The following is a 12453-nucleotide window of genomic DNA, read 5'->3' on the forward strand; positions in this document are numbered from 1 at the left end:
GTGCACGAGCGTGCGCGCGCCGACCAGCACCGCGGTGCCCGCGCCGCGGCGGCCGCCTGCCACGAAGGTCAGGCCGGCGCGCTGGGCGACGACGGCGAGCTGGCGGCGGGTGGCGACCAGCCGCGGCGCCTCCTGCAGGCACACGACGTCGGGGCGGGCAGCCAGCAGCACGCGCCGCACGGCCCACGGGTCGCCGAGCATGTCGCGGACGTTCCAGGACAGCACCCGCAGGACGTCGTCGCTCACGCGGACGCCTCGTGCCGGGCCAGGTCGGCCATGCCCACCAGGCCCGCGAGCGGCCCGAGCTCGGCGCCGACCAGCCGGGCCTGCGGACGGTACCCGCGTCCGGTCAGGTTGCGCGAGAACGCTTCTCGCGCCGGACCGAGCAGCAGCTCGCCCGCCTCGCTGACGCCTCCGCCGACCACGACGGTGCCGGGGTCGAGCGCCGCGGCGAGGTTGGCCACGCCGAGCCCGAGCCACTCCCCCACCTCGCGGACGATCTCGACCGACGCCGGGTCGCCGTCGCGGGCGGCCGCCGTCACGACCGAGCCGAGGACCGCGGACGGGTCGCCGCCGGCCCGCGCGAGCAGCTCGGCGGCGACGGGCGAGCCGCCGTGCGCGAGCTCACGCCCCTCCCGGCCGAGCGCGTTGCCGGACGCGTACTGCTCCCAGCAGCCGCGGTTGCCGCACTCGCAGCGCAGCCCGCCCGGCACGAGCACCATGTGGCCGAACTCGCCGGCCATGCCGAACCGGCCGCGCTCGAGCCGGCCGTCGGTGACCAGCCCGCCGCCGATGCCGGTGCCGAGGGTGAGGCAGACCAGCCGTGGCTCGCCGCGGCCGGCACCGAACCGCCACTCGGCCCAGGCGGCGCCGTTGGCGTCGTTGTCGATGAGGACGTCGCGGGACAGCCTGCGCGACAACGCCGCTCGCAGCGGTTCCCGACGCCAGGCCAGGTGCGGCGAGAACATGACCAGCTCGCGGTCGGCGTCGACGAAACCGGCGGCGCCGACCCCGACGCCGCGCACGTCGCGTCCGCACGCCGCCTCGACCAGCTCGAGGACGACGTCGGTGATGGTGTCCTCGACCGCCGCGACGTCGCGGCCGGGAGTGCTGCGGCGGCGGGTCGCGACGATGTCGCCGTCGGTCGTGACCAGCCCGGCGACGACCTTGGTGCCGCCGATGTCGACGCCGACGGCGAGCGGCCCACCGCTCCCGCCGTCCGCGGGCTCCACTAGGAGCGGCCGCCGGGCAGCACGTCGCGGGCGAGGTCGGCGGCGCCGATCATCCCGGCGTCGTTGCCCAGCCGCGCGGTCACCACCGGCGCCTGCGGGCGGTGCCCGCGGCCCATCAGCTCCGACCCGAAGCCCTGCCGGATCGGGTGCAGCAGCAGGTCCCCCGCCTGGCTCGCGCCGCCGCCGACCACGACCAGCTCGGGGTCGAGCACGGCGACCAGGCTGGCGAGGGTCTCGCCGAACTCGGTGCCGAACGCCGTCATCAGGGCGGTCGCCGCCTCGTCACCGGCCTGCGCGGCCGCCGTGACCATCTCGCCCTCGACCTTCGCCGCGTCGCCGCCCGCCTGCTCGAGCAGCGCCGCGTAGGTCTGCGGCTCGGCGGCCGCGAGCTCGCGGGCCCGGCGGGTGAGGGCCGACCCCGAGCCGTACTGCTCCCAGCAGCCGCGGTTGCCGCAGCCGCACAGCAGCCCGCGCGGCACCACCCGCAGGTGGCCGATCTCGGCGGCCATGCCGTACCCGCCCCGCAGCAGCGCACCGTCGCTCACCACGCCGCCGCCGATGCCGGTGCCGATCGTGACCAGCACCATGTCGTCGGCCTCGCGGCCGGCGCCGAACCGGAACTCGCCCCACGCGGCGGCGTTCGCGTCGTTCTCGATCACGACCGGCAGGTCGACCTCCGCCTGCAGCAGGTCGCGCAGCGGCTCGTCGCGCCAGGGCAGGTTCGGGGCGAACACGACCGTGGAGCGGGCGGAGTCGACGAACCCGGCGGCGGCGACGCCGACCGCCCCGACCTGGGTGCCGTCGGACAGCTCGCGCACCATCTCGGCGACGGAGTGCAGGATCGCGGCCGCGTGCTCCTCGGGGGTGTCGCGCCTGGCGCGCGCGACGACGGTCCCCCGCTCGTCGACCGCCGCAGCAGCGATCTTCGTCCCACCGATGTCGACGCCGACAGTGATCACGCCCCCGAGCGTAGTGCCACGTGCGGGACCTGACGGCAGGACGTCCGCGCCGGCGCAGTTGCGTTCAGGTAGAACGCACAACGGGACGCGACGCGGCTCAGTCGGTGACGTCGATGCGTTCGGTCGATGGTGTCGGGGCGGGCTCGTCCGCACCGGCCGGCGCCGGCCGCGGCGTCGCGCCCCCGTCGGCCCGGCCGGCCTCGGCGGTGAGCGCGGTGAACGCGGCGCCGAGCGCCCGCACCGCCTCGCCGAGGTGCACCAGAACGTCGGGGTGCCGGCGTCCGACGTGGTCGAGCGCCAGGCACACCGGGCAGACCCCGCACGTGGTCGGCAGGTGCCCCTCCGGCTCCGGAGCCGGGTCGCCAGGGTCCTGCGGGTCGGACGCCGGGCCGCGGGCCCACGCCGCGGCGGCGCCCTCGAGCGCGGCGAACAGCCGCGCCGTCTCCTCGTGGACGCCGCCCGGGGCGTCGTCGTGCTGCGGGCTCGTCACAGCGGCCGCCACAGCTCGGGGTCGGGCGCGAACCGCACCCGCAGCTCGCCGTCGCGCAGGGCCGCGCCGCGCACGCGGCACCGCCGCAGCGCGCTCGGCAGGTGCAGCACCCGCCGGGCGCCGTCGACCTGGACCAGCAGGTCGTCGCCGCGCCGGGCCAGGTCGACGTCCTCGCGCCGCGCCAGCGGCACCTGCAGCACCAGCACGAACTCCTCGCCGTCGCGCTCGACCTGCTGCGCGGGCCGCGCTGCGGCCCGCACCATCGGGTCGTCGTCGGCGTAGACGTCCCCGGCGACCTGCGCGAGCGCGTCCGGGCCGCCCGGCTCGGCGACCGCGTGCGGCGCGCGCAGCAGCGGCAGGCCCGCGAAGGCGTCGGCCGCGGCGGCCAGCACCCGGGCCTCGTGCGCGGCGCGCACGGCGCGCCAGGGGTCCTCGCCGGCGGGGACGAGGCGGTTCACCACGGCGGCGTCGACGACGTAGCCGTGCAGCGACAGGGACGTGTACGAGCGGCGCGCCTCGGCCAGCACCACCGAGTCGGGGGTGAGCACCAGCCGGACGCTGGTCGCCGGGTCGGTCAGGACGGCCCGCACGTCGGCGAGCTCGCGGGCGAGCCGGTGCAGCGCGTCGAGCACGGGGTCGCGGCCGGTACCGGCCAGGCCGGTGCGCACGGCGCGGGCGACCCGCCGCCCGACGGGCACGGCCCGGGCGAGGTACAGCGACAGCGCCTCCGGCAGCGCGAGCAGACGCAGCGTCTCGGCGGTCGGTGCGCAGTCGACCACGACGGCGTCGAAGGTGCCGCTGCGCACCTGGTCGCGCAGCTCGAGGAGGGCGAGCACCTCCTCGGCGGCCGGCAGCACCGTGAGCTCCTCGGCCGCCACCCGGTCGACCCCGAGCTCGTCGAGGGCCGCGACCAGGTGCTCCTGCACGTGCCGCCAGTGCGTCTCGAGGCGCGCCCGGGGGTCGACCTGCAGCCCGAACAGCCCGGGCTCGACCTCCTGGGGCACCGGGCCGAGCGGTCGGTCGAGGGCGTCGCCGAGGGAGTGGGCCTGGTCGGTCGACAGCACGAGCGTCTTCACGCCTCGCCGGGCCAGGTGCACCGCGGTCGCCGCGGCCACGGTGGTCTTGCCGACGCCGCCCTTGCCGGTGAGCAGCAGGGTGCGCGACGACAGCGGCGCGGACGGGCGGGTGCTCACCGCCCGCACCCTGCGGTCCCGAGCGGCACGCCGGGGACCGTCAGCCCTCGACCTGGCGACGCAGGCCCTTCAGGGCCGTGTCGACGACGGTCTTCTCGGCCTTGCGCCGCAGCAGACCCGGCAGCTTGAGCTTCGCGTCGACCGCCAGCCGGTACGTCACGTCGGTGCCGCCGCCCGCGGCGGACAGCTCGTACGCGCCGTCGAGGCCGTTCATCGTGCCCGCCTCGACCAGCGACCAGGACACCGTGCCCGTCCCCGCCTTGACGACCTTCCAGGTGTAGTCGAGGACGTAGGTGTCGCGGATCGGCGCCTGGTCGACGACGAAGCGCGCCCGGCTCGGCCGTCCGGCCTTGGTCTCGAGCACCTCGACCGACTTCACCCCCGCGACCCACTCGGGGTAGCGCTCGAGGTCGGCGATGACGGCGAGCACGGCGTCCGGGGACGCCTCGACGTGGGTGCTGGACTCGGTCGACTCGGCCATCCGTCGCCTCCTGCGGGGTCGGTTGCTGCACGGTGCTGCACGGGTGCCGCACGGTGCAGCCGTGGCAGGAGGCTACCGGCCGCGCCCGGTCGGCGACGCGCCCCGGGGGCGGCTCAGAGCAGGGCGCCGAGCACCGCCATCGCGGCGAGCAGCAGCAGCGTGAGGCCCACGGCCCCGCCGATCGCCAGGCCCGCCTTGGAGCCCTTCGACCCGGTCAGGCCACCGAGGCGCCCGCCGGGCTGGTCGGTGGTCTCCTGCGACAGCTGCGCCAGCATCTGCTCGGCCCGGTCGTCGAGCTCGGTGCGGTCGGCGGGAGGCCCGGCGTCCTCGTCCTCGTCGTCGCCGTCGCCGGTGCGGCCGTCGGTGCCGACCGCCGGGTCAGCGGCGGGCTGGGTCGCTCCGGCACGGGGCCGCACGGGCTCCTGCGGGCCGAGTGCCGGCTGCGGCGGGTCGAAGGCGGCGTAGCACTGCAGGCACCACCGCGCCGTCGGCGGGCGCACCGCCCCGCACGCGGGGCAGCGCCGCACCGGCGCCGCGGCCGGGGTGGTGGCATCGGTCATCTCGCTCATCTCCTGTTGGATCGGCGTGCCCGGCCGCGATCTTGACCCCCGGCACCGTCGCCGGCAGCGGGCGCACCGCGTTCGACCTCGTCCTTGAGCCGGTGCACGTGGTGCTTCCAGGCGGTGGCCCGACCGGCACGGAGCCGGTCGACCTGCGCCGGCGCGAGCCGCGCCGGCGTCAGCGGGTCGAGCCGCTGGTAGTGGTGCAGCACCGTCCCCCGGTCGCGCCACGGCTCGAGCCAGACCTCCGCGGTCCCCGTCCAGCGCACGACCGGCCGGCCGCGACCGGCGGGGCGCGCCGCGGCCGCGGGGACGACGGCCCACTGCACGCCCTTGTCGCCCCGGTCGCGGGTGACCTCGAGGGCGAGGTCGGGCCACCACGTCGCCCAGCGCGCGGGATCGCGCACCAGCGCCGCGAGCCGCGACGGCGGGACGTCGAGGTAGGTGTCGTCGACCAGGTCGAGCACGGGCACGGGGTCACTGTGGCACGGTCGACCCGGTCCGCCCGGCCGCGGATCGACCCGCCCGGCCGCGGATCGACCGGACGTGTGGTGCGCGCCACGCGGCGGGTGACCCGGCAGGTACCGACCAGTAGGGTCTGCCTCACACGCCGCCCCCGGATCGCAGGAGCTCCCCCGTGCGCGAGAGTCAGACCCCGGCCCTGGTGGAGGTCGATGCCTCGGCCAACATCACCGACTTCGTCGTCCGCAACGCCACCGACCGTCCCGCGCTCGTGGTGTACCGCCGCAAGGTCGGGTCGGCCTGGCACGACGTCACCGCCGCCGACTTCCTCGCCGAGGTGCAGGCCCTGGCCAAGGGGCTCGTCGCGGCCGGCGTGGGCGCGGGCGACCGGGTCGGGCTGATGGCGCGCACCCGCTACGAGTGGACGCTCACCGACGCCGCGATCTGGTTCGCCGGCGGCGTCACGGTGCCGATCTACGAGACCTCCTCCGCCGACCAGGTGCAGTGGATCCTCGGCGACTCCGGCGCCGTCGCCGTCGTGGTCGAGACCCCGGAGCTGCTCGCCACCGTCGAGCAGGTGCGGGGCGACCTGCCGTCCCTGGCGCGCACCTGGGTCGTCGACGCGGGCGACCTCGACACCCTGGCCTCGTCCGGCGGCGACGTCACCGACGACGAGCTCGAGCAGCGTCGCAGCGCGGCGGGCACCGACGACCTCGCCACGATCATCTACACCTCGGGCACCACGGGGCGGCCGAAGGGCTGCGAGCTCACCCACGGCAACTTCGTGGCGCTCACCGAGAACGCGACGAAGCGGATCGAGCAGGTGGTGCAGGCCGAGGGCGCCAGCACGTTGCTGTTCCTGCCGCTGGCGCACGTGTTCGCCCGGTTCATCCAGGTGCTCTGCATGGCCGGCGGCGCGACGATGGGCCACACCGCCGACATCAAGACGCTGCTGCCCGACCTGGCCGAGTTCCAGCCGACCTTCCTGCTCGCCGTCCCGCGCGTGTTCGAGAAGATCTACAACTCCGCCGAGCAGAAGGCCGAGGGCGACGGACGGGGCAAGATCTTCCGCGCCGCGGCCGACACCGCGATCGCGTACAGCAAGGCGCAGGACACCGGGTCGACCGGACTGCCGCTGCGGCTGCGCTACGCGCTGTTCGACAAGCTCGTGTACCCGAAGCTCCGGGCGGCGATGGGCGGTCGCGCCCAGTACGCGGTGTCCGGCGGCGCCCCGCTCGGCGAGCGGCTCGGCCACTTCTTCCGCGGCATCGGCCTGACCGTGCTCGAGGGCTACGGCCTCACCGAGACCACCGCCCCGCACTCGGTCAACGTCCCGGAGAAGACCAAGATCGGGACGGTCGGTCCGTCGCTGCCGGGCAACGCGGTCCGCATCGCCGACGACGGCGAGATCCTGCTCAAGGGGCCGCACGTGTTCCGCGGCTACTGGAACAACCCGGAGGCGACCGCCGAGGCGGTCGTCGACGGCTGGTTCCACACCGGCGACCTCGGCAGCCTCGACGACGACGGCTACCTGAAGATCACCGGACGCAAGAAGGAGATCCTGGTGACCGCGGGCGGCAAGAACGTCGCCCCGGCCGTGCTCGAGGACCGGCTGCGCGCCCACCCCCTGGTGAGCCAGTGCATCGTGGTCGGCGACGCCAAGCCGTACGTCGCCGCCCTGGTCACCCTCGACGAGGAGATGCTCCCGACCTGGCTGAAGAACAACGGCCTGCCGGAGATGTCGGCGAAGGAGGCGGCCGAGCACGAGGCCGTCCGGGCCGCGGTGCAGGAGGCCGTCGACGACGCCAACAAGGCGGTCTCGCGCGCGGAGTCGATCCGCCGGTTCGAGCTGCTCACCACCGACTTCACCGTCGAGTCGGGCCACCTCACGCCGAGCCTGAAGCTCAAGCGCAACGTCGTGATGGACGACTTCGCCGAGGCGGTCGAGGGCCTCTACGCCTGAGCGTGCTCGTGCCGCTCCTGCCGCGCCAGGCGGGAGCGGCGCCGGCCGTAGACGGCGTAGATCACCAGGCCGATCGCGAGCCAGACCACGAACCGCAGCCAGGTGTCGGTGGCGAGGTTCGCCATCAGCGCCACGCAGCAGACCGCCGACACCACCGGCAGCACCGGTGACAGCGGGGTGCGGAACGGCCGGTCCATGTCGGGCCGCGTCCGGCGCAGCACCGGCACCGCGATCGACACGACCAGGAACGCGAACAGCGTGCCGATGCTGACCATCTCGGCGAGCGCGTCGAGCGGCACGAACGCCGCGAGCAGGCAGACCGCGCCGATCGTGATGGCCGTGATGACGACCGGGGTGTTCCACCGCGGGTGCACCCGGGCGAGCCGCGGCGGCAGCAGGCCGTCACGGGCCAGCGCGTAGCCGATCCGCCCCATCGCCACCAGGTCGACCAGGATCACCGAGGTGAGCCCGGCGACGGCCGCGAGGCCGATCAGCACACCGGCCCAGCCCAGCCCCACGTCGCGGAACACCTGGGCGACGGCGTCGCCCTCGCTGAGGTCGGTGTACCTCACCATCCCGGTCAGGACGAAGCAGACGCCGACGTAGAGCAGGGTGCAGATGGCCAGGGTGCCCAGCAGCCCGACCGGCATGTCCCGCTTCGGGTTGCGGGTCTCCTCGCCGAGGTTGGCGACGGCCTCGAAGCCGCTGTAGGCGAAGAACACCACCGCGGCGGCGGTGAACACGCCCACCAGGCCGAAGGCCGTGGGCTCGACCCCGGTGAGGAACTGCCACACCGGCGCCTTGAGCCCGCCCAGCTGCTCGTCCGGGGGGATCGTCTCGGCCGGGGGCACGAACGGCGTCAGGTTCGCCGCCTTGACGAAGAACACGCCGACCCCGATGACGAACAGGCAGACCGACACCTTCACGACCACGAGCGTGTTGGTGACCCACGCCGACTCGCGGACGCCGACCAGCGCGACCACCCCGAGCACCAGGACGATCGCGACGGCCCCGAGGTTCACCACCGACTCCTCGCCGAAGAACGCCGACGGCAGCGCCGGGAAGACCCCGAGCACGTACCCCGACCACCCGCGCGCGACCACGGCGGCGCCGAGGGCGAACTCGAGGATGAGGTCCCACGCGATGATCCAGGCGAACACCTCGCCGATCGTCGTGTAGGCGTAGGTGTAGGAGCTGCCCGCCGCCGGCACCGCCGACGACAGCTCGGCGTAGCAGAGCGCGGCCAGCAGGCTCACCGCCCCCGCGATCAGGAACGAGACCATGATCGCCGGCCCGGCGCTGGTCTTGGCCTCCAGCCCGGTGAGGGTGAAGATGCCGGTGCCGATCACGATCCCGATGCCGAACCCGATCAGGTCGCGGGCGCGCAGCCGCTTCGCGAGCCGGCCACCGGCACCGGGCTCATCGCCGCCGTGCCCGTCCCCCTCCTCGGTGCCGACCTGGTCCAGCACGTCCTCGACGCTCTTGCGGCGCAGGATCCCCATGGGCGGGAACGCTAGGACCCGGCTGGCCGGTGCGCACCTCGTGCGATTCCGGGCACGCGGCGGGCGGGCGTCCCGCAGACTGGAGGGGTGGACCACACCCCGGCACCGGCCGACGCGCGCGTCCACCCCTCCCCCGACGGCCCGACAGCAGGCGACGGCCCGCCCGGCCCGGTCGTCGACGTGCGCGACCTGCGCGTCGGCTTCGGGGACGTCCTGGCCGTCGACGGCGTGAGCCTGCAGGTGCGTGCCGGTCAGGCCGTCGCGCTCGTGGGGCGCAACGGCGCCGGCAAGTCGACCACGCTCAAGGTGCTCGGGGGCGTGCAGCCGCCGTCGTCGGCCGAGCGGGTCCGGCTCGCGGGCGCGGACGCCGTCGCCGACCCGCTCGCCGCCCGCCGCGTCACGGGGTACTGCCCCGACGTCGGCGGCCTGGTGCCGCGGGCCACGCCCTGGGAGCACCTGCAGCTGTCCGCGCGGATGCGCGGGATGGGGCCGGACTGGACGACGCGGGCCCGCGACCAGCTCGAACGCTTCGACCTCGCCGGCGTCGCGCACCGGGTCTGCGCCGGCTTCAGCCACGGCATGTCGCGGCGGCTGTCGGTGCTGCTGGCCGGGTTCCACCTCCCGGAGGTGCTGCTGCTCGACGAGCCGTTCGACGGCGTCGACCCGCTGGGCGTCGACGCCACCCTCGAGCTGGTGCAGGACGCCCGGTCCCGCGGGGCCGCCGTCCTGGTGTCGACGCACCTGCTCGAGCTGGCCGTGCGGTGCTGCGACGACGCCGTCGTGCTGCGCGGCGGTCGCGAGGTGGCGGCGCTCCCCTCGGGTGAGCTCACCGGCGAGCGCGGTGCGGCGCGCTACCGCGAGCTGCTGCGGTGAGCACCGCGCTGCGCCAGGTGGCCGAGCTGGTCCGGTTCCGCTGGGCGGCCACCACCGGGCGGACGCGCGCTGCCGCGCTGGTCGCGCTGGTGGTCCTCGTCGTCCCGCTGCCGGTCCTGTGCGCCGCCGCGGCCGCGACCGCGCACCGGCTGCCGGAGCAGGCGGCGACCCAGGTCGTCGAGCTGGTCGGCGCGGCGCACCTGCTGCTGGTGTTCGGCCTGCTCACGGCGGCCGTCGCCTCCTCCGGTGGTCGCGAGCTGGTCCCGCGGGCGCAGCTGGTCGCCTACCCGGTCGCGCCCGCGACCGAGCACCTGTCGGCGCTGCTGCTGGCGCCGCTCAACCTGGCCTGGTGGGCCCAGGTCGGCGGTCTGGCGCTGGTGACGGCCAGCGCCGCGGGCGTGCAGGCCGACCGGCTGGCGGTGCCGCTGCCGGCGACGGCGGTCGCCGCGGCGCTGACCATGACGGCGGCCTGGGCGGTGGCGGTCACGGCCCTCGGCCAGCTGGCCACCTGGGCGGTCGAGCTCGTCCGGACGTTGCGGGGCGGACGGTGGTGGCTGCGCGGTGGCGTGCTGGCCGCCGTGGTGGTGGGCGTGCTGGCCGTCGACGCGGGCGCGCTGGTCGACCTCCTCGACTCGCCGGCCGCGCGGTTCCTCGAGGACAGGGTCCTGGATCCCGTCGCCGGCGGCACCGCCGCCACGCTCGCCACCGCCGCGGCGCTGCTCGTGGCCGCCGCCGTCCTGGTGGTCGCCGGCGCCGGCCTGCGCCGGGTGCTGGAGCGCCGCCCCAGCCGCGACCAGTCCCGGCAGGAGACCCACCGGCACACCTCCCGCCCGCTGCCGGCGCGCGGGCCCGTCACGGGCCTGCGCGCGTGGAGGCGCACCGACTGGCGCTCGGTGCTGCGCTCGCCGCCGCTGCGCCGGGGCCTGCTCGTGCTGCTGCTGGTGCCGCTCGCGGGCGGCCTGGTCGCCCGGGTCGGCGCGACCGACGTCGTGCTGCTCACGGCCGTGGTCGCGGCCGGCGGCGGCCTGCTGTTCGGGGTGAACGCCTTCTGCCTGGACGGCGAGGGCGCGGTGTGGCGCGAGAGCCTGCCGGACCCGCCCCGCACCTGGCTGGTCGCGCGCGGGCTGGTGCTCACCGAGCTGGTGCTGCTCACAGCGGTCCCCGCGGGCGCCGCCACCCTGTTCGGGGCGACCGGACGGATCACGCCGACGGTGCTCACCGCGCTCGGCGTCGGGACCCTGGCCCTCACCGGCCAGGTGGTGGCGCGGTGCCTGCGCTGGTCGGTGACCTCGCCGCACCGTGCCGAGCTGCGCACCACCCGCGACTCCCCCGCCCCGCCCGGCCGGATGGCGTCGTGCTCGGTGCAGCTCGCGGGTCCGACCGTGCTGCTCGCCATCGTGGTCGCCGCCACGGCCCGCACCTCGCAGCCGTGGCTGCCGGTGCTGGTCTGCGTGCCGTCGCTGGTGCTGACCGCGCTGAGCCTGCGGCGCACCGCCCGCCGCTGGGACGACCCGGTCGTGCGCTCGGCCGTGGTGCAGGCCGTCGCGCGAGGCTGAGGCCCGCGCGAGCTGTCGTGATCGGTCCGGTCAGCGCGGCTCGAGCAGCTCGACCAGCCGGTCGGCCTGGTCCTGCCAGCCCCAGCGCTGCGTGACCCACTCGCGCCCGCGCCGGCCGAACCGGTCGGCCAGCTCGCGGTCGGTGAGCAGCCGCACGATCCGGTCGGCGACCTGGGCGACGTCGCGGCCGTCGACCACGAAGCCGTTCTCGCCGTCGAGCAGCGCGTCGGGCGCGCCGCCGGAGTCGCCCGCCACGACCGGCGTCGCGCACGCCGCCGCCTCGAGGTAGCAGATGCCGAGCGCCTCGGGCTCGAGGCCGCCGAGGCGGGTGCGGGTCGGCATGGCGAACACGTCGCCCGCGTCGTGGTACGCCGGGGTGCGCTCCCACGGCACCCGCCCGGTGAACACCACGTGCTCGCGCACGCCGGTGCGGTCGGCCAGCCGCTCGACGGCGCGCCGGTGCGGCCCGTCGCCCACGACGAGCAGGCGGGCGCCGGGCACCCGGTCGCGGACCCGCGGCAGCGCCTTCACCAGCACGTCCTGGCCCTTGCGCGGCACCATCCGCGAGACGCACACCACCACCGGGTCGTCGCCGAGCCCCAGCTCGGCGCGCACCTGCGCCCCACCCGCGCCCGGCCGGAACGCCTCGTGGTCGACCCCCGGCGTGAGCTGGCGCATCCGCTCCCGCGCGGCGGGCGTGAGCGCCCGGCCGATCCGGCGGCGGCAGTAGTCGCCGAGGTAGGTGAGCACGTCGTTGCGCTCGCCGATCGCCCGCAGCAGCGGCCGCGTCGCGGGCACCGTGGCCCACCAGATCTCGTGCCCGTGGGTGGTGGCGACGGTGCGCCGCACCCCGGCCTCGCGCAGCGCCGGAGCCATCAGCCCGAGCGGCGCGGCCGCGCCGAACCAGACCCGGTCGCAGCCGCGGCTGCGCGCCGTCTGCGCGACCCGGCGGGTGATCGCGGGGGTCGGCACCATCAGCCGGGACGGGTCGCGCACCACCTCGAACGGCAGGTCGGCGTCGAACGCGGCGTCGCCCTCCTGGCGGGCGGTGTGCACGACCACCCGCTCGGGGTCGAGCAGCCGGCTGATCGCGAGCACGAAGGACTCGATCCCGCCGGTGCGGGGCGGGAAGTCGTTCGTGACGACCAAGGTGCGACCGCTGGGCATGCACCGACCCTAGGG

The 12453-nt window shown here is 76.1% G+C and carries 13 protein-coding genes; 3 read left to right on the forward strand and 10 right to left on the reverse strand.

Annotated elements, in window-relative coordinates:
- From ACYVKY_RS03180 to ACYVKY_RS03215, 8 genes are all read right to left on the reverse strand, one after another.
- Nucleotides 1-246: endonuclease/exonuclease/phosphatase family protein (locus tag ACYVKY_RS03180; protein WP_460433543.1), on the reverse strand; the 246-nt coding region annotated here is incomplete at its 3' end.
- Nucleotides 243-1232 carry an ROK family glucokinase gene (locus ACYVKY_RS03185; RefSeq protein ID WP_460433544.1) on the reverse strand — a complete coding sequence of 330 codons (990 nt, stop codon included), beginning with the start codon at nt 1230-1232 and terminating at the stop codon, nt 243-245. The genes ACYVKY_RS03180 and ACYVKY_RS03185, both read right to left, overlap by 4 nt.
- On the reverse strand, nt 1232-2191 hold the full coding sequence (locus tag ACYVKY_RS03190) for an ROK family glucokinase (protein WP_460433545.1): 960 nt from the start codon (nt 2189-2191) through the stop codon (nt 1232-1234). The genes ACYVKY_RS03185 and ACYVKY_RS03190 overlap by 1 nt, the downstream gene beginning before the upstream one ends.
- Before the next feature lie 97 nt (nt 2192-2288).
- Nucleotides 2289-2681 carry a hypothetical protein gene (locus ACYVKY_RS03195; RefSeq protein ID WP_460433546.1) on the reverse strand — a complete coding sequence of 131 codons (393 nt, stop codon included), beginning with the start codon at nt 2679-2681 and terminating at the stop codon, nt 2289-2291.
- Complete coding sequence (locus tag ACYVKY_RS03200; protein ID WP_460433547.1) at nt 2678-3874, reverse strand: ArsA family ATPase; 1197 nt, start codon at nt 3872-3874, stop codon at nt 2678-2680. The genes ACYVKY_RS03195 and ACYVKY_RS03200 overlap by 4 nt, the downstream gene beginning before the upstream one ends.
- Nucleotides 3875-3914: 40 nt before the next feature.
- Entirely contained in the window at nt 3915-4355 is a 441-nt protein-coding gene (locus ACYVKY_RS03205; protein WP_460433548.1) for an SRPBCC family protein, read from the reverse strand.
- 113 nt (nt 4356-4468) lie between these two features.
- Complete coding sequence (locus ACYVKY_RS03210; RefSeq protein WP_460433549.1) at nt 4469-4924, reverse strand: hypothetical protein; 456 nt, start codon at nt 4922-4924, stop codon at nt 4469-4471.
- Nucleotides 4921-5388, reverse strand: a complete 468-nt coding sequence (locus tag ACYVKY_RS03215) for a polyketide cyclase / dehydrase and lipid transport (RefSeq protein WP_460433550.1) — start codon at nt 5386-5388, stop codon at nt 4921-4923. Before ACYVKY_RS03215 ends, ACYVKY_RS03210 begins: the two co-directional genes overlap by 4 nt.
- 164 nt (nt 5389-5552) lie before the next feature.
- Here ACYVKY_RS03215 and ACYVKY_RS03220 point away from each other — a divergent pair, with 164 nt between their 5' ends.
- Nucleotides 5553-7340, forward strand: a complete 1788-nt coding sequence (locus ACYVKY_RS03220) for an AMP-dependent synthetase/ligase (protein WP_460433551.1) — start codon at nt 5553-5555, stop codon at nt 7338-7340.
- Here ACYVKY_RS03220 and ACYVKY_RS03225 read toward each other — a convergent pair.
- Nucleotides 7331-8842, reverse strand: a complete 1512-nt coding sequence (locus ACYVKY_RS03225; RefSeq protein WP_460433552.1) for an APC family permease — start codon at nt 8840-8842, stop codon at nt 7331-7333. The genes ACYVKY_RS03220 and ACYVKY_RS03225 overlap by 10 nt on opposite strands.
- Before the next feature lie 87 nt (nt 8843-8929).
- On the opposite strand from ACYVKY_RS03225, the gene ACYVKY_RS03230 reads away from it, so the two are divergent.
- Both ACYVKY_RS03230 and ACYVKY_RS03235 read left to right on the forward strand, forming a co-directional pair.
- Nucleotides 8930-9715 carry an ABC transporter ATP-binding protein gene (locus tag ACYVKY_RS03230; RefSeq protein ID WP_460433553.1) on the forward strand — a complete coding sequence of 262 codons (786 nt, stop codon included), beginning with the start codon at nt 8930-8932 and terminating at the stop codon, nt 9713-9715.
- Nucleotides 9712-11271: a hypothetical protein gene (locus ACYVKY_RS03235; RefSeq protein ID WP_460433554.1), complete on the forward strand. Its 1560-nt coding sequence runs from the start codon at nt 9712-9714 to the stop codon at nt 11269-11271. The genes ACYVKY_RS03230 and ACYVKY_RS03235 overlap by 4 nt, the downstream gene beginning before the upstream one ends.
- Nucleotides 11272-11301: 30 nt before the next feature.
- Here ACYVKY_RS03235 and ACYVKY_RS03240 read toward each other — a convergent pair whose 3' ends face one another.
- On the reverse strand, nt 11302-12438 hold the full coding sequence (locus ACYVKY_RS03240; RefSeq protein WP_460433555.1) for a glycosyltransferase family 4 protein: 1137 nt from the start codon (nt 12436-12438) through the stop codon (nt 11302-11304).
- Nucleotides 12439-12453: the final 15 nt, after the last annotated feature.

It is taken from the genome of Angustibacter speluncae (genome assembly GCF_054777815.1).

Bases quoted from the DNA above. Each gene is read 5' to 3' on its own strand.
- ACYVKY_RS03225 (WP_460433552.1), bottom strand. From the start codon at position 8,842: ATGGGGATCCTGCGCCGCAAGAGCGTCGAGGACGTGCTGGACCAGGTC.
- ACYVKY_RS03240 (WP_460433555.1), bottom strand. From the start codon at position 12,438: ATGCCCAGCGGTCGCACCTTGGTCGTCACGAACGACTTCCCGCCCCGC.
- ACYVKY_RS03210 (WP_460433549.1), bottom strand. From the start codon at position 4,924: ATGAGCGAGATGACCGATGCCACCACCCCGGCCGCGGCGCCGGTGCGG.
- ACYVKY_RS03205 (WP_460433548.1), bottom strand. From the start codon at position 4,355: ATGGCCGAGTCGACCGAGTCCAGCACCCACGTCGAGGCGTCCCCGGAC.